This is a genomic window from Ideonella lacteola (assembly GCF_038066555.1).
Taxonomy (GTDB): domain Bacteria; phylum Pseudomonadota; class Gammaproteobacteria; order Burkholderiales; family Burkholderiaceae_C; genus Ideonella; species Ideonella lacteola.
On the sequence record NZ_JBBUTG010000019.1, the window covers coordinates 105,865 to 125,644 of the forward strand.

The 19,780-nt window shown below is 67.0% G+C and carries 16 protein-coding genes; 4 read left to right on the top strand and 12 right to left on the bottom strand.

Annotated features, from left to right (window positions below):
- Positions 1 to 136: 136 nt before the first annotated feature.
- Positions 137 to 2,326: a M3 family metallopeptidase gene (locus AACH06_RS23125; protein WP_341428145.1), complete on the top strand. Its 2,190-nt coding sequence runs from the start codon at positions 137 to 139 to the stop codon at positions 2,324 to 2,326.
- A gap of 30 nt (positions 2,327 to 2,356) precedes the next feature.
- On the opposite strand, the gene AACH06_RS23130 is transcribed toward AACH06_RS23125, so the two are convergent.
- The 12 genes from AACH06_RS23130 to AACH06_RS23185 form a co-directional block, all read right to left on the bottom strand.
- Positions 2,357 to 2,578 (bottom strand): DUF2788 domain-containing protein, encoded by a 222-nt coding sequence (locus tag AACH06_RS23130; RefSeq protein ID WP_341428146.1) that lies wholly within the window; start codon positions 2,576 to 2,578, stop codon positions 2,357 to 2,359.
- Positions 2,575 to 3,363, bottom strand: coding sequence for a DUF2189 domain-containing protein (locus AACH06_RS23135; RefSeq protein WP_341428147.1), 789 nt, complete (start codon positions 3,361 to 3,363; stop codon positions 2,575 to 2,577). Before AACH06_RS23135 ends, AACH06_RS23130 begins: the two co-directional genes overlap by 4 nt.
- 80 nt (positions 3,364 to 3,443) lie before the next feature.
- Positions 3,444 to 3,830 (bottom strand): MAPEG family protein, encoded by a 387-nt coding sequence (locus tag AACH06_RS23140; protein WP_341428148.1) that lies wholly within the window; start codon positions 3,828 to 3,830, stop codon positions 3,444 to 3,446.
- Positions 3,831 to 3,906: 76 nt separating this feature from the next.
- The gene (locus tag AACH06_RS23145) at positions 3,907 to 4,998 is read right to left on the bottom strand and encodes a protein-glutamate methylesterase/protein-glutamine glutaminase (RefSeq protein WP_341428149.1); all 1,092 of its coding nucleotides are present in this window, start codon (positions 4,996 to 4,998) and stop codon (positions 3,907 to 3,909) included.
- Between the two features lies 1 nt (position 4,999).
- Positions 5,000 to 5,575 carry a chemotaxis protein CheD gene (locus AACH06_RS23150; RefSeq protein WP_341428150.1) on the bottom strand — a complete coding sequence of 192 codons (576 nt, stop codon included), beginning with the start codon at positions 5,573 to 5,575 and terminating at the stop codon, positions 5,000 to 5,002.
- Positions 5,517 to 6,311: a CheR family methyltransferase gene (locus AACH06_RS23155; protein WP_341428151.1), complete on the bottom strand. Its 795-nt coding sequence runs from the start codon at positions 6,309 to 6,311 to the stop codon at positions 5,517 to 5,519. The genes AACH06_RS23150 and AACH06_RS23155 overlap by 59 nt, the downstream gene beginning before the upstream one ends.
- Positions 6,312 to 6,321: 10 nt before the next feature.
- Positions 6,322 to 6,858: a chemotaxis protein CheW gene (locus AACH06_RS23160; RefSeq protein ID WP_341428152.1), complete on the bottom strand. Its 537-nt coding sequence runs from the start codon at positions 6,856 to 6,858 to the stop codon at positions 6,322 to 6,324.
- Positions 6,859 to 6,868: 10 nt separating this feature from the next.
- Positions 6,869 to 9,466: a methyl-accepting chemotaxis protein gene (locus tag AACH06_RS23165; RefSeq protein ID WP_341428153.1), complete on the bottom strand. Its 2,598-nt coding sequence runs from the start codon at positions 9,464 to 9,466 to the stop codon at positions 6,869 to 6,871.
- A gap of 33 nt (positions 9,467 to 9,499) precedes the next feature.
- Positions 9,500 to 11,608, bottom strand: coding sequence for a chemotaxis protein CheA (locus tag AACH06_RS23170; protein ID WP_341428154.1), 2,109 nt, complete (start codon positions 11,606 to 11,608; stop codon positions 9,500 to 9,502).
- A complete protein-coding gene (locus tag AACH06_RS23175; protein WP_341428155.1) occupies positions 11,605 to 11,949 on the bottom strand; it encodes an STAS domain-containing protein in 345 nt (114 codons plus the stop codon). Before AACH06_RS23175 ends, AACH06_RS23170 begins: the two co-directional genes overlap by 4 nt.
- Positions 11,921 to 12,286 carry a response regulator gene (locus AACH06_RS23180; protein WP_341428156.1) on the bottom strand — a complete coding sequence of 122 codons (366 nt, stop codon included), beginning with the start codon at positions 12,284 to 12,286 and terminating at the stop codon, positions 11,921 to 11,923. Before AACH06_RS23180 ends, AACH06_RS23175 begins: the two co-directional genes overlap by 29 nt.
- A gap of 16 nt (positions 12,287 to 12,302) precedes the next feature.
- Positions 12,303 to 13,490 carry a methyl-accepting chemotaxis protein gene (locus tag AACH06_RS23185; RefSeq protein WP_341428157.1) on the bottom strand — a complete coding sequence of 396 codons (1,188 nt, stop codon included), beginning with the start codon at positions 13,488 to 13,490 and terminating at the stop codon, positions 12,303 to 12,305.
- Between the two features lie 236 nt (positions 13,491 to 13,726).
- Here AACH06_RS23185 and AACH06_RS23190 point away from each other — a divergent pair, with 236 nt between their 5' ends.
- Genes AACH06_RS23190 through AACH06_RS23200 form a run of 3 tightly spaced genes read left to right on the top strand, consistent with a single transcriptional unit; the run spans position 13,727 to position 19,462 of the window.
- On the top strand, positions 13,727 to 15,781 hold the full coding sequence (locus tag AACH06_RS23190; protein ID WP_341428158.1) for a methyl-accepting chemotaxis protein: 2,055 nt from the start codon (positions 13,727 to 13,729) through the stop codon (positions 15,779 to 15,781).
- A gap of 28 nt (positions 15,782 to 15,809) precedes the next feature.
- Positions 15,810 to 18,161: a methyl-accepting chemotaxis protein gene (locus AACH06_RS23195; RefSeq protein ID WP_341428159.1), complete on the top strand. Its 2,352-nt coding sequence runs from the start codon at positions 15,810 to 15,812 to the stop codon at positions 18,159 to 18,161.
- 47 nt (positions 18,162 to 18,208) lie between these two features.
- Entirely contained in the window at positions 18,209 to 19,462 is a 1,254-nt protein-coding gene (locus tag AACH06_RS23200; protein WP_341428160.1) for an HD-GYP domain-containing protein, read from the top strand.
- Positions 19,463 to 19,780 lie beyond the last annotated feature (318 nt).

Here is a 19,780-nt window from a genome sequence, read left to right on the forward strand (position 1 = left end):
CGGCCGACAGCGTCGGCGCGCGGGGTGGGCGAGGCGGGCGCTGCGGCAGAGCTTTCTGCCGGGCGCGACGCGCTACATTCAGCGGCCTTCGGGCCGCTTTTTCATGGTGGCCCGGTCCAATAGAGGGAGACATTTCATGCGGCGTGCAGCCATTTGGTCGACCAGTGCCTTGCTGCTGGCCTCCGTCGTCACATGGGCATCGGCTGCGCCGGCGCCCGCCCGAGCGGCACAGGCCGCCGCCGCCCCGCGCGCCGGCAACCCGCTGCTGGCCGACTGGGCGGGCCCTTATGGTGGCGTGCCGCCGTTTGACCGGGTACGGGTCGAGCACTTCGCGCCCGCCCTGATGGCGGGCATGGCCGCGCACCGGCGTGAGATCGCGGTCATCACCGGCAACCCGGCGCCGCCCACGTTCGAGAACACGGTGCTGGCACTCGAACGCTCGGGCGAGTTGCTTCACCGGGTGCGGGTCTTCTATGGTGTGTGGACCGGCTCGTTGAGCAGCCCGGCCCTGCAGAAGGTGCAGCGCCAGATGGAGCCCCGGCTCGCTGCCTTCGAAGACGAACTGGCGCAGAACGCCCGCCTGTTTCAACGCATCGAGGCGGTGTACCGCTCCGACGAGATGAAGCAGCTCAGCCCCGAGCAACAGCGCCTGGTCTGGTCGTATCGCCATGATTTCGACAAGCAAGGCGCCCGGCTCGGGCCTGCCGAGAAACGGCGGGTGGCCGCCATCAACCAACGTCTGGCGGTGCTGGCCACCGATTTCAGCCAGAACCTGCTCGCCGACGAGGGTGGGCAGGGCCTGGTCATCGACAACGAGGCCGACCTCGCCGGCCTGGGGGCTGGTGACATCGAAGCCGCGGCGATGGAAGCGAAGCAGCGGGGCCTGAAAGGCCGCTGGGTGATCGCCAACACCCGGTCGGCGATGGAGCCGTTCCTCTCACGCTCGCCCCGGCGCGCGCTGCGCGAGAAGGCCTGGCGCCTGTTCGTGGGCCGCGGCGACAACGGCGACGCGCACGACAACAACCGCATCGTGTCAGAGGTGCTGGCGTTGCGCGCCGAACGCTCGAAGCTGATGGGCTTCGACACCTACGCGCATTGGAAGCTGTCGGACACGATGGCGCACGAGCCCCAGGCCGCGATCGATCTGATGCTCAAGGTGTGGGGGCCGGCGGTCGCTCAGGTTCGGCAGCAGGTGGCCGACATGCAGGCCCTGGTCGACGAGGAGAAGGGCGGCTTCCAGATCCAGCCCTGGGACTACCGCTACTACGTCGAACAGTTGCGCAAGCGCCAGCTCGATTTCAATGTCGACGAGCTCACGCCCTACCTGCAGCTGGACAAGGTGCGCGAGGCGATGTTCTGGGCGGCAGGCCGGCTGTATGGCCTGCGCTTCGAGCGGGTGAGCGACGTGCCGGTGTTCCATGCCGATGTCAGCGTCTACCGTGTGCTGGATGCGCAGGGCGGCCATGTCGGGCTCTGGTACTTCGATCCGTATGCGCGCGAGGGCAAGAACTCGGGCGCCTGGATGGACAGCTACCGCGCTCAGGGCCGGCTTGGCGGCGAGGTGCGCCCGATCGTCTCGAACAACTCCAACTTCAAGCGCGGCCGTGCCGGCGAGCCGGTGTTCATCACCTGGGACGATGCCGTCACGATGTTCCACGAGTTCGGCCACGCGCTGCACGGGCTGTGCTCGGACGTCACCTACCCCAGCCTCGCGGGCCCGCGATCGGTGCTGGATTTCGGTGAGTTTCCGTCGCAGGTGAACGAGTACTGGCTGCCCACGCCGCCGGTGCTGGCGATGCTGGTCAATGAGGCGGGCGAGTCGCTGCCTCCCGCGTTGGTGGCGAAGATCGAGCGCAGCAAGAACTTCGACAAAGGCTTCTGGAAGGTCGAGTTCCTGGCCTCGGCCCTGCTCGACATGAAATTGCACCTCGAGGGCGCCACCCCGGTGGACCCGCGCGCCTTCGAGAAAAAGACCTTTGCCGAGCTGGGCATGCCGGCCGCGATGGCGGCGCGCCACCGCATCCCTCAGTTCGGCCACGTGTTCGCGGGCGACGGCTACGCCGCGGGCTACTACGGCTACCTGTGGGCTGAAGTGCTGTCACACGACGCATTTGGCGCGTTCATCGAGGCGGGCGACCCCTTCGATGCCAAGGTGGCACGGCGCTACCGCGACACCGTGCTGGCCGTGGGCCACACCGTCGATCCGGCGCAGGCGTTCCGCAACTTCAGGGGGCGCGACCCCGAGGTGGGCGCTTTGCTGCGGGCCGATGGGTTTGCTGCTCCGATGTCGTCACCTGCGCCTGGGGCGGCCAAGTCCACGCCCTGACCTTGTCGACGGCGGGGCCGCACGGGGCCGCTATTCCACGATGCCGGCCATGAAGAACTTGATCAGGCCCTTGGCCGCGAAGCCCACCAGCCCGACGCCCAGGCCGAGAAAGAGCACGAAGGTGCCGAAGCGGCCGGCCTTCGATTCGCGTGCCAGCTGGAAGATGATGAATGCCATGTAGAGCATGAACGCGGTCACGCCGAACGTCAGCCCGAAATTGGCGATCTGTTCCTCGGTGAAGCCGAACATCAATGCTCCCCGATCGGCCGCACCAGATCGCGGTAGGCGTGCCAGCTGGCGTGGGCCAGCCAAGGCAGCACGACCACCAGGCCGAGCATCATCGTGGCCATGCCGAGCGTGGTGAGCGAGAGGATGAGCAGTGCCCACAGCGCCATCGGCGCGGGGTGCTCCATCACCGCCCGCCAGCTGGTGAACACCGCCCCCAGCACGCTGATGCGCTGATCGAGCAGCATCGGCATCGCCACCACGCTGGAGGCGAACACCGGCGCCGCCATCAGCGCCCCCAGGGCGAGCCAGGTTTCGAACAGCACGCCGTGGTCAGGCAGCACCACCAGGCGGATGAAATCCACCGGACGATTCACCTGGCCGGGCAGGGCGCTGGTGATCAGCGACGCCGAGGTCAGCATCCAGCCGGTGCCGGCCAGCGCGAGCAACAGCCCGAAGACCACCATGCGGTGATCCTGCGGTATCCAGGCCCGCAGCGCCGTCGAGAGCCCCGCCGGTTCACCCCGCTCCAATGCGCGGCTGATGGCGTAGAGGCCCGTGGCGAGCGCTGGCGCCACCAGCAGGAAGCCGGAGATGGCGCCCGCCAGCCACCAGAACTGGTGCCGTGCGTACCAGATCAGCAGGGCACCGAAGCCCGCCAAGGCCACCCCATGCAGCAGGCCGGGCAGGGGGCGGGCGATGAGGTCTTGCCAGCCGCGCGCCAGCCAGCCGAGGGGTCGCAGCGCCGGGATGCGCCGCACCCCGAAGCTGCGGGACTGTTGCAGGGCGCGTTCGGTCAGGCGATTGGGCATGGTGCGGCATGCTGCCTGCAGACCGGCTGCCCCGGCTTGACGCGGCGCAAGCCGCCGTCAACCGATGGGGCGAGCCGCCCCTATCGCGCCACGGCGATCACCGCGGGCACCAGCGCGGCGAGCGCCAGGCCCATCACGGGCAGCATGCTGAGCACAAAGCCGAGCTGGCGGCTGGAGGGATTGGCGACGTAGGCGCGCCAGTAGATGAAGCGCCCAATCACATAAACGGCGCCGGAACCGGCCACGATGGCGGGGGCCCAGTAGTGCGCCGCCACATACAACGCCGGGATGAACGCGACCAGCAGTTCCAGCGTGTTCATCTGCACCCGGTAGGCGCGCTCGAACATCTCGTGGCCGACGACCGCCGGCGCCTTCACGCCGTACGTGCCACGCGCCCGGCCGACGAGTGCGGAGAAGAAGATGTACTGCAGGACGGCGACCATCGCCACGATGTGGACGTAATGCATGTGCGGGCGGAACAAAGCTGCGAAGCCCGGCAGTATCCGTCCGAACCACAGGCGCTCGGGCCTGCAGCGGCCTGGGTCAGTGCGCGGCTGCCTTGGCTCGGCTTCCGGAAGGGTCGCGGCTGGCCTGCAGGATCCACGATGCGATGTCGCGCAGCGCCACCACATCGCGGGCGCCGCCCATGCGCAAGGCCTCGTGCGGCATGCCGTAGACGACGCTGCTCGCCTCGTCCTGCGCCCCGGTGATGGCACCGGCGTCGCGCATCTCTTTCAGCCCTCGCGCGCCATCGTCGCCCATGCCGGTCATCACGATGCCGATCGCGTTGCGGCCGGCGTGTTGCGCCACCGAGCGGAACAGCACATCCACCGAGGGGCGATGGCGATTGATCAGGGGCCCATCGACCACCTCGGCCAGGTATTGCGCGCCGCTGCGCTTCAGGCGCATGTGCTTGCCGCCGGGGGCGATGAGCACGCGTCCATTGATCACGCGGTCGCCGTCCTTGGCTTCGACGATGTCCAGATCGAACATGGCATTCAGCCGGGCCGCCAGCGAGGCCGTGAAGCGCTCGGGCATGTGCTGAACGATCATCACCCCGGGTGCGTTGCGAGGCAGGCCCTGCAGCACCACTTCGATCGATTGCACGCCGCCGGTCGACACGCCGATGGCGACGACACGGTCGGTGGTTTCGGCCAACGCGCCGATGGAGGGTGGCGGCGTCGCCGGCCGGGCACCCTGGCTCGCGGCCACGGCCGGCCGTGCGATGGCGCGCAGGTTGGCGCGTGACGCGGCACGCACTGCGTCCACCAGGCCGTTGCTGCTGTCTTCCAGAAAGTCTTTCAATCCCATCTTGGGTTTGGTGACGAAGCTCACCGCGCCCGTGGCCAGCGCCTGCAGCGTGGTTTCGCAACCGGCCTGGGTGAGCGTCGAGCACATCACCACCGGCGTGGGCTGCTCGGCCATCACCTTGCGCAAGAAGCTGATGCCGTCCATGCGCGGCATCTCGACATCCAGCACGATCACATCGGGCCGCAGGGTCTGAATCTTCGGCCACGCGAAGAGCGGGTCCTGTGCGGTGGCCACGACTTCGATGCCGCCGGCGGTCAGCAGATCGCCCAGGTGCTTGCGCACGATGGCGGAGTCGTCAACGATCACGGCGCGAATCGCTGGCATGTCATTCCCCTTGCGGCGTCTGGTGGCGTGTGCCGCGCTTCACATGCACCTCGCCACTGGCCAGGTGCAGCGTCACGTTACGCGGTATGTGGTCGCCCACGTCCACGCCATCGAGTTGAAATCCGTACTTGTCGATGAGTGTCCAGCCGGTCTCGATGTTGCGCTCTCCGACATTCAGCTTCACGCCGGTGGCATCCGGCATGGTGTCGGCGCCGCCGTAGAGGTGCGCCACGTATTCATCGGGCTGCGTGCCGGCCCGCTTCAGCCGCTGCACCAGCAATTCGATCGCTTCGATGCCGTAGCGTCCGTCCGGCGCACCCGCTGGGCCACGGCGCTCTGGCAACAGGTAGTGGCACATGCCGCCCATCTGCTTGACCGGGTGCCACAGCGTCACCGCCACGCACGAGCCCAGCAGCGTGCGCACGCTCATCGCCTCGCGGCCGAAGTACCACTCGCCCGGCATCAGGAACAGCGCCTCGCCAGCCCTGGCCAGCTTCTCGCCGCCCAGGCGATGGGCTTCAGGTGCGGGTGTAGACGGCCGTGCGTTCGGCGCGGAGCCCGACTTGGAGGTGGGCAAGCGACTCGGCGTGGCCGACGAAAAGGTAGCCATGGGGCTGAAGGAGTTGGCTGACGCTTTCGACAATCGCGGTCTTCGCCGGCGAGTCGAAGTAGATCAGCACGTTGCGCAGGAAGATGATGTCGAATCGGCCCAGGTCAGGCAAGGGCTCCATCAGGTTGGCGGTGCTGAATCGCACGTGCTGCCGAAGTGCCTTCGAAATCAGCAGCTGGCCGTCGTAGGCGCCTTCGCCCCGCAGGCAATAGCGCTTGAGGTATTCGCGTGGTGTGTGTCGGGCACGGGACATCGGGTAGAGCGCCCGCTGCGCCGAGGCCACCATCTCGGTGGAGAGATCGGTACCCACCACTTCCCAGCCCGAAGGCCCCAGCTTTTCGGCCAGCAGCATCGCGATGCTGTAGGCCTCTTCGCCCGACGAGCTGGCTGCGCTCCAGACCCGAAACGGCTTGCCTGCCGGCCAGCGGCCGAGCACCTCGGCCATGAACTGGAAGTGCTGCGGCTCGCGGAAGAAGTAGGTTTCGTTGGTGGTCAGCTTGTCGACGACGCGGATGATCTCGTCAGGGTCGCGGTCGCTCAGCAGGCGGTCGACATAGTCGTCGAGGCTCCGCATGCCCTGCACCTGCGCCAGCTTCTGCAGTCGGCCGGCCACCAGCGAGCGCTTCGACTCCGCCAGGCGAATGCCTGAAATGCCGTGGAACAGGTCGGCCACAGCCTGGAACGACTCGTTGGAGAGGTTCATGGGGGTGGCCTCAGGCGTGTGCCGCTTCGGCGGAGATGAGTTGGGCCAGATCGTCGCTGTTCAACGCCCGATCCAGGTCGATGATGGTCAGCAACTGGTCGCGGGCGCGCGTCACGGCCGCGATGAACTCCGGCGCGATCCGGGTGCCCAGGCTGGGTGCAGGGGCCAGGGCCCCCGCATCGATGTCCAGCACCTCGTGCACCGCGTCGACCAGCAGGCCCAGCGGCTGGCGCGCCGAGCCGTTGGTCGGCTCTGTCGAGCTGTCGACCACGATCACGCAGCTGCGCCGGCCGATGCGGGTGGCGGCCAGGCCGAAGCGCGCACCCAGGTCGATCACCGGCACCACGGCGCCGCGCAGGTTCATCACGCCCAGCACGAACGAGGGCATGCGCGGCATTTCAGTAGTCGGGGGCACCTCGAGGATCTCCCGGATGCGGTCGATCGGCGCGCCGTAGGCGTCGTCGCCGAGGGCGAATCGCAGCAGTTGCTGCGAAGCCGCGCCTGCGCCGTCGGCGTCGCTGTCGATTGAAACGTCAAGCGCTTCCATGGTGTGCCGCTCAGAACGGTGCGAAAGCCTCTTCGTCGACCGAGTCGACCTGGGCGCCGCCCTTGCCGCGACGGCCGCCGGCTTCGCGTTGCGCTGCAGCCTGGCGTGCGCGCTGCACCGCCTGGCTGCTGCCAGCCGGGCTGGCGCGCCGCGAGCCGCCGCTGCTCGCCATCGGGGCCGGCGCGCCGGCGCCGTCGTCGGCGAGGCGGAAGTAGGCCATCAACTCTTGCAACTGCGTGGCCTGGGCCGACAGCTCCTCGGCGGTGGCCGACAACTGCTCGGAGGCCGATGCGTTCTGCTGCGTCGAGGTGTTCAGGTGGTTCATCGCGTTGGTCACCTGGCCAATGCCATTGGATTGCTCGGCCGAGGCGGCGGCAATCTCCTGCACCAGGTTCGAGGTCTTGTTGATCGACGGCACGATCTCGCCCAGCAGCGCGCCGGCACGTTCGGCCGTGCCCACCGATTCGCTGGCCAGCTGGCCGATTTCCTGTGCGGCCACCTGGCTGCGCTCGGCCAGCTTGCGCACCTCGGCAGCCACCACCGCGAAGCCCTTGCCGTGCTCACCGGCCCGGGCCGCCTCGATCGCGGCGTTCAGCGCCAGCAGATTGGTCTGGTAGGCGATGTCGTCGATGATCGAGATCTTCTTCGCGATGGACTTCATCGCTTCCACCGTCTGGCCGACGGCCTCGCCGCCTTCGATGGCTTCCTTGGCGGCCTTCGAGGCCATGCCGTCGGTGACCGTGGCGTTGTCCGAGTTCTGCTTCACCGAGGCTGCCATCTCCTGCAGCGAGGCGGTGGTCTCTTCCAGGCTCGCGGCCTGCTCGGAGGCCGATTGGGACAGCGCCTGTGAGGTGGACGACACCTGCGACGATGCAGAGGTCAGTTGCTCTGCCGCGGCGCGCACTTCGACGATCGTCTTGCTGACGGTAGACACCAGTTCGTTGAACAAGCTGCCTAAGGAGGCAAAGAACGGCGCCTTGCCGGAGGTGTCGATACGCTGGGAGAAGTCGCCCTGTGACGCACCGTTGACCATCGCAGAAATCTCTTGTTCTGCTGCCACTTCCTCGGTGCGATCACCCCACTCCACCACGGTGCCAAGCCTCGTCCCAGCCGAGTCGAAGATGGGGTTGGCGATCAGGCTGAACGAGAGTCCCGCGACCTTGATCTGCACTTTGTGCTCGCTCTTCAGCCCGCCAAGCAAGCTGCGCTGGTGCGCAGGGTTGCGGTGGAAATTGTCGAAGCTCTGACCGATCAGCCTTTCTACATCGAAGCCTGGCAGCCCTTGTCGCAGAGCCGCTTCATTGCGCTTCATCATCGACAGCACCGATCTGTTCATGTAGATGATCTTCGAGTCTGCGTCGGCCATCATCACGTTGGCCGACACGGCGTCGAGCGCTTGACGTATCCGAGACATCTCCTGCATTTGCTTGGTGTCGCGATCATTGCGTTCACGGATGGCGTTCTGCATGCGGACGAATTGGGAGAGCAGTTGACCAGCTTCGTCGGTGCCCGAGTCATCCAGCTTCATCGACAAGTCGCCTTCGGCCACGGCGGTGGCGGCTTCCACGGCCCGGCCCAGCGGGCGGGTGACTGATCGGACGATCGCCACCACCAGCCCCACCGCCAACAGCGCCATGAGCGCCATGCTGCCGATGAGCGTGTTGCGCGTACGAGTGATCGAATCCACCCGAACGGTCAAGATCGCTTCGAGCGTATTCGCGCCAGCCTCCAGCAGTTGGTCTTGGGCCTCGACGGCGGCAGCGCCAACCGCCTGGAAGGCTTGTTCCGAGATGCCGTCTCGGCCTTTGGCGGCCAAATCATTGATAGCCGCCGTCAGTTTGGCGGTTTCGGCCTTGGCCTTGTTCAATGGGGCGGTGAGCGCCTCTTCCAAGTCCTTGTTCATGTGCATCGCGTGGGTCACCTGGCCCAACCCGCGGTCAAAGAAGTACGTGATCCGCTCGATCTCGTTTTGCAGTGCCACCCGGTCGACTGCGGAAACCTGCTTGTTGTGCATTACCTGAGTACCCATCGCTCGAAGCGTGGTGGCTTCGTTGACGGCTCGGGGCAGGTGATCCATCAGCGCCGTCATCAGGTTGTAGCTGTCGGCCGCCGGGTCGAGCGCCAGGCCGGAGCCATCCGCAATGTCGTCCAGCAACGCCAGCAGCCCGTCCACCACGCTGCCGTGCGCGTCGCCGATCTCGTTGATCGCTGCTTTTCCGGACTCGGAGGCGGACCTTGCCTTGTCCCATGCCGTGCGGGCCTTGCCAGCGTTTTCGCCGGCGCCCTCGTATTTCAACTCGCCCAGCGTCTTGTCGAGCTTGTCGAACGTGTCTTTCACGTCCGAGGCGGCGCGGCGCATCTCTGCATCGGCACGGTCGTCGCCCAGCGCCAGACGCATCGCCAACTGCTGATGATGGTCGACCTGCATGATCAGTTTGTGCGCGAGCTTGGCGGGGCCCATGCCTTCGGCCTCTGCCCGCGCGACAGTGACTTCGTCTTGTTTGTATTTGAGCAACTGGGCCAGCGGCACCGCGCACATCACGGTGCCGATCACGCCGAGAGCGGCGAACTTCTGCCACAACTTCATGCGGCGCAGGATGTTCTTCATGGGAGGTCTCTCTTTCGGTAAGGCGTTGTGGCTTCAGCCGATCGACTGTGAATTCAGCGGGGCAGTGCCCGCGGCGAACGCGTGGGAATGGCGGTAAGTGGTGCCGTGGCGGCCGGCGGCGGCGATGAGGCCCTGCATGTCGAGCACCAGGGCCACTTCACCGGAGCCCAGAATGGTGGAGCCGGCCAGGGCCTGCAGGTGGCGGAACATCGGGGCCAGCGGCTTGATCACCGTCTGGTGTTCGCCGAGCAGCCGGTCGACCACGATGCCGATGTGGGTCTCGCCCTGGTTCACCACGATCAGGCTGCGGCGGCGTTGCTCGGTGCGCGGCGCGCCGTAGAAGCGGGCCAGGTCGAGGTAGGGCAGCAACTGGCCGCGCAGGTCGAAGGTGCCGCACACCCGATCGGGGTCGGCGCGGCATTCGGGCGGCACGTCGATGCATTCGGCCACCACGGCCAACGGCAGCACATAGTGCACCTTGCCCACCTGGGTGAGGAAGCCGTCGATCATCGCCAGCGTCAGCGGCAGGCGGATCTGCATCGTGGCGCCGCGCCCCGGCGTGCTGGCCACGCGGATCTGGCCCCGCAACGATTCGATGTTGCGCTTGACCACATCCATGCCGACACCGCGGCCCGAGATGTTGGTCACGGCCTCGGCGGTGGAGAAGCCGGGCAGGAAGATCAGCTGGTAAACCTCTTCTTCGCTCAGCTCGTCGTCGGCCGAGATCAGGCCCCGCTCGATGGCCTTGGCCAGGATGCGGGCGCTGTCCAGGCCGCGGCCGTCGTCGCTCACCTCGATTACGATCGAGCCCGACTCGTGGTAAGCGTTGAATGCCAGCCGGCCCTGTGCGGGCTTGCCGGCGGCCAGGCGCGCCTCGACCGGCTCGATGCCGTGGTCCAGGCTGTTGCGCACCAGGTGCATCAGTGGGTCGGCGATGGTTTCGACCATCGACTTGTCCATCTCGGCGTCGCCGCCCGTCACCACCAGCTCGACCTCTTTACCCAACTGCTTGGAGAGGTCGCGCACCACGCGCTGGAAGCGCGCGAAGGTGTCGCCGATGGGCACCATGCGCAGCGCCAAGGCGCCGTCGCGGGCCTCTTCGACCAGATCGCTGATGCGCTGCGCGGCTTCGATCATGGCCGGCGAGTTTTCGGTGTGGGCCACCAGGTTGGCGCCCGAGCTGGCGATCACCAGCTCGCCGATGAGGTCGATCAGCCGGTCGAGCTTGTCGGCCCGCACCTTGACGACGCGTGCGTCGTCACTGCCCGCGCGGCGGTCGGCGGTGCGGCGCTCGCCCGTGCGGCGGTCGGTGGCTGCTGCGGTGCCGTGAGTCGGTGCATCGTCAGGGGCGTGGGCCTCATGTGTGTCGCTGTCGTGTGCATCGCCGTCCGCCGCGTCGGCCTCGGGGGCGCTGAGGGCTTGCAGCGTCAATGCGCAATCGTCGATGCAGAACTCGAACACCTGCTGGATCTGCTCGCGCGTCGCGGTGCCGGAGAAGAGGATGTCGAAGCCGAGGTAGCAGGCTTCGGCGTCGAGCTGGTCCAGCGGCGGTATCGCGTCTTCCAGCAAGCGGATCTCGTCGATCCGCCCCAGCGTGCCGAGGTAGCGGATGAACGACAGCGGGTCCAGCCCGTTGCGCAGCGCATCGGGCCCGAAGCGCAGGCCGATGGCCCATTGGGTGGCGCCAGGTTCGGTGGGGGCCGCAGCGGCGCGTGGTGCTTCTGCGGCCGCGGTGGGGCCGCCCATCGCCGCCCGCAGCGCCGCGCCGAGTTCGCGCGAGGCCTCGGCGATCGACGGGTCTTGCTCGCCCGAGGCCACCTCGGCCAGCAGGGCTTCCATCTGGTCACGGCTCTGCAAGAGCAGGGCGATCACCGGTTCAGACACCTGGATGCGCCCGGCCCGCAAGCTCTCCAGCAGCGCCTCGGCTTCGTGGGTGAAGCTCACCACCGCATCGAAGCCGAACAGGCCCGCCGTGCCCTTGATGGTGTGGGCGGCGCGGAAGGCGGCGTTCAGGTTTTCGGTATCGCCGGGGTCTGTCTCCATGATGAGCAGGGCCTGCTCGAACTGCCGCAGCATGTCTGCGGCCTCTTCGAGAAAGCCGACCCGGGCGATCGCCAGTATTTCTTCGTCGTCACGATTCATGCAGCATGCCCCGTGTAAGCGATGGTGCGCGCATCCACGCCGTAGGTGGCGAGGGCCTGCACGATGCACTCGGGCACATGGTCGAGTGCGAACTGCGTGCCGCGGCCGGCGGCCAGGCGCCGGGTGGCCAGCAGCAATTGGATGCCGGCGCTGTCGCACGCTTCGATCGCGGCCAGGTCGACGACCAGCTCGCCGCCTTGCTCGGGCAAGGCCGCCAGCAGCTGATCGCGCAGCGCGGCGGCAGCGACGATCGTCAACTCGCCTTGCAGTGGAAGGGTCGCCATGGTGCTTGTCTCCCGGCGAGTGGGGGGATCAGACGCACAGGCGGTTGACGGCGTCAACCAGCTGCGAGGGCTGGAAGGGCTTGGTCATCCAGGCGCGCGCGCCAGCGGCCCGGCCTTCGGCCTTCTTCTCTTCCTGCGACTCGGTGGTCAACATGATCACCGGCGTGAATTTGTGGGTCGCCGTCGACTTGATCTGCCGCAGGAAGGTCAATCCATCCATCTGCGGCATGTTCACGTCGCACACGATCAGGTTGGGTTTCTGCGTGGTCAGCTTCGCCAGCGCGTCTTTGCCATCGCAGGCCTCTACCACGCCATAGCCGGCCTTTTGAAGGGCCAGTTTCACCACGGTGCGGAAGCTGCCGGAATCGTCCACCACCATCACGGTCTTGCTCATTGAAATCGCTCCTGTTTCAGAAAAATTCGACCTCAGAGGCCTTCTCGACTTGCACCGTGCCGTGATGGCTCGTGCGCATTTCTTCCATCGTGTAGCTCGACTCCAGCCGCTCGAGCCACTTGTTCGCGGAGGCGGCCGATTCATCCGGGGCGCCGTCCAGCCAGGCGTGCAGGCGCTGCATGTCGACGGTGACCGACTCGAGCATCTGGTTCAGCCGGTCTTGCGACTGCAGGCCCACCAGAATCCGTTCCAGCTCATCTTGAACGCGGTGGCCGGCGTCGTGCAGCGAACGCTGCGAGCGCGTCACCTCGGCCAGATTGGTCAACAGCGCACGCACGAGGGTGCGGCCGTTCTGCTCGGCCTGGCGCACGAGTTCGTCTTCGTCGCAGTCCAGGCGGCCTCCGTGCAGCTTCATCGCCTGCACCCGTTCATGGATGCGGCCCAGGTGGCGCGCCAGCGACACACCGGCTTGGCGCGATTGGGCCGCCAGTTGTTGCACCTCGTGGGCGACAGCGGCGAAGCCGGCCGCCATGGCGCCGCCGCCCTGGGCGCGCGCGGCCTCCACCGAGGCGTTGAGCGCGAGCAGGTGCGTGGCCCGGCCGATGGTCTGCACCTCTTTGGACAGGCGAGAGGTTTCCGTCAGCGCTTCGGATATTTCTGAAACCCCGCGGGCCATTTCATCCTTGGCCTGGGCGATGCGGCGGGTGGAATCGAGCAGCGCGTCCACCTCGGGGCGGTGCCGTTCGAGCAATTTGTCGATGCTGGCGCCGTCCATGTGGTGGAACTCGCTGGAGCCGTTGAGCGATTGCTCCAGGTCGACCAGGATGTTGCCGAAGCCCTCGATCAAGCCCTTCATGCTCTGCTCGGCATGCAGGCGGGCAGTGTCCACATTGCGCTGCCAGACAGGCACGATCTGCCGGGTGAGGCCGCTGGCCTGGGTGTGAACGATGCGCCCGCCGGCGGTGCGGCCAACGGCGTCGCCCACGGGGCCCTGGGTGGTGGCTGGGAAGCGGGGTGTCAACGCCCACAGCAGCAGGCCACAGGCCAGACCGGCGCCCGCCACTGCCGCCGGGCCAGCGCCCGACCACATGCCCACGGCACCCGCCGAGCAGCCGAGCAGGCCCAGCCCGATGGCCCGGGCCAAACCGAGCGGCAGCATGCGGCGTGCTGACGCTGGTGGTGCCCGGTCTGCGGCATTGGTCATAAATACGCTCCTGTGCTCCTGTAAGGGGGCCGACACGGGTCAACCTCGCCATTTATCGGCCGATAGAGGGCAGTGTGAAGCGCTCCAGGCGCCAAGAAATGACGATGAAGAGGGTGTTGGCCGTGCTATTCGTCACTTCGCGCCAGGAACCGGCTCCTACAGTGCAACCCACTCGTGGCGAGCCTGCTTCGCCACGTCATCACATCTGGTCCACCGGCTTTCACGGAAACCGACGCATGAGTCACTATCTGGCCCTACTGCGATCAGCGTTCGTCCGAGCGTTTCGCAGCCTGCTCGATGCGGCGCGCTACCACGGCATCTGGTCGCCCGGGGTGCGGTTGTTGCAGAACCTGCAGTTCCGCTACAAGGCTTTGGTGCTGGTGGTGGTGGTGCTGGTGCCGCTGGCCTACCTCGCCAACCGGGAGCTGGAACGCGCGTCGGCAGAAGGGCACGCCTTCGAAGCCAGCGCCCAGGCGATGGCCAGCTATTCTGCGGCCCAGGACGCCGCCGAGGCCATGCGCGTCGTCGTGACACGCATCTTCCAACGCGAATACGGCGCCGCCGACGAATCGCACATCCGAGCGGCGCTCGATGCCGAACAGAAGGCATTCGACGGCATGGAGCGCAGCCTGAACGAGCTGGAGGCCCCACCCCGCGGCGCCGTGGCGCAGATGTCGTTGCTGAAGCCGCTGCGAGAGCGGGCCCGGGCCACCGCGCTCGACCTGGACCAAGGCGCTGGCGACTCCACCTCGGCGCCACCCCGCTACCGCGCGGCGATGGCTTACCAACAACAGCTGTGGCGCTACCGCACGATCTTGCTGCGCGCCGCGACCAAGCCGCTGCAGAACAACGAGTTGATGGTGGCCACCATGCGCGGAGCGCTGGAACAACTGCCGGCCGTTCGTGATGACGTGGCCCGTGTGGGGGTGGCCACCTGGCGGATCTACATCGAGCCGAATCGGGCGGATGTCTCCAAGCGATTGGGCGAATACCTGGCGGACTTGCGGGTCCGGTTGCAGGAAATGCAGATGGAGCTGGAGCCGGTGATCAGCGCCGGGCAGCTGGACCAGTCGCTGGGCAAGGCGGTCTTCGAACAGGTGATCGCCTTGTCCGACCGTGGCGAACGGGCCGTGCGTGTGGCCCGCACCGCGCAGAACGAACGTGACGTGCTGTTGGCGATCGGCCTGGAGATGAAGGATTTCCTCGCCTCGGTCGAGGCGACCGATCGGGCCATTGGCGCGCTGCATGAAGAGGCGCTGGACAAGGTGGTGCGCGATGTGGCGCAACTCCGTGCCGAGGCCAACAACGACGCTCACCTCGCGCTGGCGATGCTGATTTCGGGCCTGCTGTCGGTGGCCTACCTGATGATTTGCATGAACAAGGTGGTGGGCGGCGGTCTGCGTGAGCTGTGCTCGCGCGTCGACAAGCTGGCGGCCGGCGACCTGAGCGACAAGCCGCCCGCCTGGGGCCGGGATGAGGTGGGCCATGCGCTGGATGCGCTGGCCAAGTCGGTGCGGCGCATGGCCTCGCTGTTTGAAGCGGTCACCCAGGGCGTGGCCGCGGTGTCGCATGCTTCACGCGAAGTGGCCAGTGGCAACGCCGGCCTGTCCGGCCGCACGAACGACATCCGCCAGTCGATTGGCGAGGTGAGCAACCGCGCCCGCGGCTCGATGGACGCCATGAGCGCCTGCAGCATCGAGGTCGAACGCATCGCCGAGCACATGCGTGATGTGCGGGCCGACGCGCAGCGCAGCCGCAAGGCGATGGAATCCTTGCAGGGCCGCATGGACGGCCTGCAGCAGAAGAGCCGCGAGATCACCCGCGTGGTGTCGTTGGTGGAGGCGGTGGCGCACCAGACGCGGCTGCTCTCGCTGAACGCCTCGGTCGAGGCGGCCCGTGCCGGTGTGGCCGGCAAGGGCTTTGCTGTGGTGGCGCAAGAGGTGCGTGACCTGGCCCAGCGCAGCGAATCCGCCGCGCGCAAGATCTATGACATCGTCAATGCCTCGGTTGCCGAGATCGAGCAGGGCGGCATCCTTACCGAACGCGTGGGTGAGGCGGTGCGTCACACCGATGAGCGCATCGCCGAAGTGAGCCAGATCGTGAGCGACATCGTGAGGCTCACCCACAACGGCCATGACCAGTCGCGCGAGGTGGTGGGCATTGCCCACGGCGTGGCCGAGTCGGTGGGCGGCAACGCCCGCATGGTCGACCAGCTTGCCAAGGCTTCGGAAGACCTGCGCACGCAGGGCGACAGCCTCAAGCGTTCGATGCAGCACTTCGTTTTCGAATGAGGCGCCAGTCGGCAGAGGAGACGCTTCGATGAAAAACCCGTACCAATCCCTGGTCCGCCGGGGTGTCTACGTGATGCGACACATCCGGCTGGCGCCCAAGCTGATCGTTCTCGCGGCGCTGCTGACGTTGCCGCTGGTGCATCTGGCCATCCAATCCTGGCGCCAGGGCATGGACCAGCTCAACTTCACTCGCAACGAGATTGCCGGCACCGAGGTGCTGGAGGCCCTGATGGATGAGGCCGGCCGCCTCAGCGAGCACCGCGCGCTGGTCACGGCGGCCATGCATGGCGACGAGAGCGCCCGCACCGCGTTGGCGGGTGTGCGTGAATCCATGGCCAAGGGCGTTAGCGAGGTCGATCGCCGCTTCGCCGAAGCCAGCCGGCTGGGCACCATTGACATGTGGGCCGACGTTCGTCAGGGGCTGCAGGCACTCGGGAATCTGCCCACCGAAGGCGATCGGGTCGCGGCAGCCCATGCGCACGACGAGCAGATGCTGCGCCTGCGTGAGCTGATGATGATCGTGGCGGAGAAATCGGGCCTGCTTTACGACCCGGAGGCCGGCCCGTATCACGAGATGGACATGCTGGTCGAGCGACTGCCCAGCCTGATCGACCGGATGAGCCATGTTCAATCCCGGGTGGTGGGTGTGCTTGCCCGAGGCGACGCCGGCACGCTGGACCGCGCTGCCGTCCATGCGGGGTTGGACTTGATGAACGGCCAGTTCAAGGCGGTCGAGGGCCGGATGGAGGCGCTGCGCCGCAATGGCGCGCAGCCGCCCGCGCAGTGGGACGACCTGCGTCTGCAGATGGCCGCACTCAGCCGCATGATCGATGAGATCTTTGCTGGCGAGGTGATCAACGGCGACCCGCAAGAGGTGATCGACCGGGGCCGCCACGTGCAGGCCACGATCGCGGCCGTCTACACCGAGATCCACAAGTGGCTCGATGACAGCCTGGAGGCTCGGGTGGCGGCGGTGTCTCGCTCGATGATCATTGCGGCCAGTCTCACCGGCTTCGGGCTGCTCAGCGTCTGGATGCTGGGGCTGTTGTTCTACTGGAGCTTTGTGGGCTCGGTGCACGCGCTGGGGCGCCGGTTGCAGGCCTACACCGAAGGTGACTTGTCTGCCACCGCCACCCTCACAGGCTCGGACGAGCTGGCCGAGATTAGCCGCCATGTCGAGAAGATGGCGCAACACATGTCGCACATGGTGTCGGAGATCCGGACCAGCGCGGTGCGCGTCGAAACCGCCGGCCACACGGTGGCCCACGAAGGCATGGCGCTGGCCCGGCGCACCGAGCAACAGGCGGCGAGCCTGCGCGAATCGGTGAGCGTGGTCGAAGAGATCACCGGCGGGGTGGCCACCACGGCCGATTCGCTCGACCGCTTGAACACCATGACAGGCGAGCTGCGCACGTCGGTGCAGGACAGCCGCGCCGCGATGGACGCAGCCGTGTCGTCGATGACCACCTTGCAAGAGCGTGCGCGCCGGGTGGCCGAGATCAACGGCGTGATCGACGACATCGCTTTCCAGACCAACCTCGTTGCGCTGAATGCCTCGGTCGAGGCCTCGCGTGCAGGCGAGGCGGGCCGGGGCTTCTCGGTGGTGGCCGGCGAGATCCGCAGCCTGGCCATGCGCTGCGTGGAGGCCGCCGCCGAAGTGCGAGACCTGATCGAAGACACGAACGACCAGGTGGATGTGGCCTCGGGCCAGATCGTGGGGGTGGGCGAGCAGCTCGCCGGCATCATCGACAACGTCGATCAAGTCAGCCAACACCTGCGGCTTGTCAGCGATTCGAGCCAGTCGCAAAGCGCCGGCCTGGAAGAGGTGACGGCGGCCATGCTGACGCTGCAGGAACTGACCGCTCAAAACGGTGTGGCAGTTCAACACGCCGAAGCAGCGTCGCGAGACCTGACGAACCAGTCGGCCGTGCTGAAGTCTTCGGTGGAAGTGATGCGACTGCGCCAGGGCAGCGCCGACGAGGCCAAGGACCTGGTCGAGCGCGCTCGCGCCCTGGTGACCGAGAAGGGCTGGCGCGAAGCGGCTTCGATGTTCAACAACCCCTACGGTGGGTTCGTCGACCGCGACCTGTACATCTACGCCTTCGATGCCAACGGCCGCTATCTGGCCAACGGGGTCGACCCGTCGTTGCTGGGCCGGCCTTTGCACGAGTGCCCCGGCGTTCCCACGCTGGTGGCCGACAGCTTCCTCGACCAGGCGCGCCGAGCCGTGGGCAGCGGTGGCGGCTGGATCGAATACGACTTCCAGAAGCTCGGCATGGGGCAGGCGGTGCCCAAGTGCGGCTACATCCTGCCGCTGGGTGACGACGGCTTTATCGGTTGCAGCGTGCAGCGCGACCGCGCTGGTGCGCTGGTCGCCTGAGCGTGCCGGCCAAGCCCTGAGCGCCGTATTCAGCTAGGCAGTCCACGATGTCGAAGCCCGGTATCAAGATCAAGGCCACCGAGTTGCGGGTGGGCATGCGCATCCAGCGCCTGGGCGGCTCGTGGATGCAGCACCCCTTCCTGCGAGGCCGCTTCATCCTGGAAGACCCGGCGGACATTCAGCGCATCATCGACGCCGGCATCCAGGAGGTCTGGATCAGCGACGGTGGCGACACCACCATGAACGCCACGCTGGACGACGACGCGTTGGGCATGGAGGCCGCCGACGTGCTGGCCCCGCCGATGGTGGCCGAGCCTGTGGCGGCACCGCCGCCTGCCGTGGCCCCGGCGGTGGCACGGCCGAAGCCCGCGCGCTCGATGGAGCTCGACGTCGAACGGGCCCGCAAGGTGTGCCACAACGCCCGTGACCAGGTGGCCAACATGTTCCAGCAGGCGCGGTTGGGCAAGGCCATCGATACGCAGGCCACCTTGCCGCTGGTCGATGCCATCCAGGCTGAAGTGCAGCGCAACGCCTCGGCCATCCTGAGCGTGGCGCGCCTGAAGGCACACGACGACTACACCTACATGCATTCGGTGGCGGTGTGCGCGCTGATGCTCGCATTGGCGCGCCAGCTGAACCTCGACGAAGAACAGACCCGGCTCGCCGGCATTGGCGGCCTCACCCACGACCTGGGCAAGATGTTCGTGCCGCTGGAGATCCTGAACAAGCCGGCGCGGTTGTCCAACGAAGAGTTCGAGGTGATGAAGCTGCACCCGGCCGCTGGCGCGAAGGCCTTGGCCGACAGCCAGGCCACGCCCGCTGCGATCGATATCGCGCTGCACCACCATGAAAAGGTGAACGGCCGCGGCTACCCGCATGCCCTGAAGGGTGACGAGATTTCACTGCTCGCCAGGATGGGGGCGGTGTGCGACGTGTACGACGCGGTCACCTCGATCCGCGCCTACAAGAAGCCTTGGGATCCGGCGATGAGCATCCGCGAGATGGCGCGCTGGGATGGCGACTTCGACAAGCGGGTGTTCAACGCCTTCGTCAAGTCGGTGGGCATCTACCCGGTGGGCTCGCTGGTGAAACTGGCTTCGAACCGGCTCGCGGTCGTGGTGGAGCAGGGCGGCGATTCGTTGCTGCATCCGAAGGTGCGGGTGTTTTTCTCGTTGCGCTCGAACGAGCCGATCCAAGCGAACACCCTCGATCTCGCGGCCCCGGGCTGCAAGGACTCCATCGTCGGTCCGGAAGACCCGGAACGCTGGGGTTTCAAGAACCTCGAACTGCTCTGGCAGTAGGGGCCTCGCCGGCGCCGTGCTGGCGCGCAGCCGGCTTGCGATCGAAATGAGCAAGCGTCCGGCGAACCCGTCTTGAGTATGGGCGGCCTGCCGCCGACGATGGTGTCCACCAAGGACTAAGTGGACACCACGCAAGATACCAAGCCGGCAAGGCGACGCCGTCACGACGCTGACCTCAAGCGCGCGGTGCTCGATGAATGTAAGCAGCCAGGGAACACATATTGACCGAGGCGGAGCGTTCGGTCAGATAGCTGGCACCCAGTGGTGCGGCAGCAGTTCGCCGATGTTGCAGGCCCGTTGCGTAGGCAGCCTCTGCAG

Bases quoted from the DNA above. Each gene is read 5' to 3' on its own strand.
- AACH06_RS23125 (WP_341428145.1), top strand. From the start codon at position 137: ATGCGGCGTGCAGCCATTTGGTCGACCAGTGCCTTGCTGCTGGCCTCC.
- AACH06_RS23135 (WP_341428147.1), bottom strand. From the start codon at position 3,363: ATGCCCAATCGCCTGACCGAACGCGCCCTGCAACAGTCCCGCAGCTTC.
- AACH06_RS23140 (WP_341428148.1), bottom strand. From the start codon at position 3,830: ATGCATTACGTCCACATCGTGGCGATGGTCGCCGTCCTGCAGTACATC.
- AACH06_RS23145 (WP_341428149.1), bottom strand. From the start codon at position 4,998: ATGCCAGCGATTCGCGCCGTGATCGTTGACGACTCCGCCATCGTGCGC.
- AACH06_RS23155 (WP_341428151.1), bottom strand. From the start codon at position 6,311: ATGAACCTCTCCAACGAGTCGTTCCAGGCTGTGGCCGACCTGTTCCAC.
- AACH06_RS23160 (WP_341428152.1), bottom strand. From the start codon at position 6,858: ATGGAAGCGCTTGACGTTTCAATCGACAGCGACGCCGACGGCGCAGGC.
- AACH06_RS23165 (WP_341428153.1), bottom strand. From the start codon at position 9,466: ATGAAGAACATCCTGCGCCGCATGAAGTTGTGGCAGAAGTTCGCCGCT.
- AACH06_RS23170 (WP_341428154.1), bottom strand. From the start codon at position 11,608: ATGAATCGTGACGACGAAGAAATACTGGCGATCGCCCGGGTCGGCTTT.
- AACH06_RS23180 (WP_341428156.1), bottom strand. From the start codon at position 12,286: ATGAGCAAGACCGTGATGGTGGTGGACGATTCCGGCAGCTTCCGCACC.
- AACH06_RS23185 (WP_341428157.1), bottom strand. From the start codon at position 13,490: ATGACCAATGCCGCAGACCGGGCACCACCAGCGTCAGCACGCCGCATG.
- AACH06_RS23190 (WP_341428158.1), top strand. From the start codon at position 13,727: ATGAGTCACTATCTGGCCCTACTGCGATCAGCGTTCGTCCGAGCGTTT.
- AACH06_RS23195 (WP_341428159.1), top strand. From the start codon at position 15,810: ATGAAAAACCCGTACCAATCCCTGGTCCGCCGGGGTGTCTACGTGATG.
- AACH06_RS23200 (WP_341428160.1), top strand. From the start codon at position 18,209: ATGTCGAAGCCCGGTATCAAGATCAAGGCCACCGAGTTGCGGGTGGGC.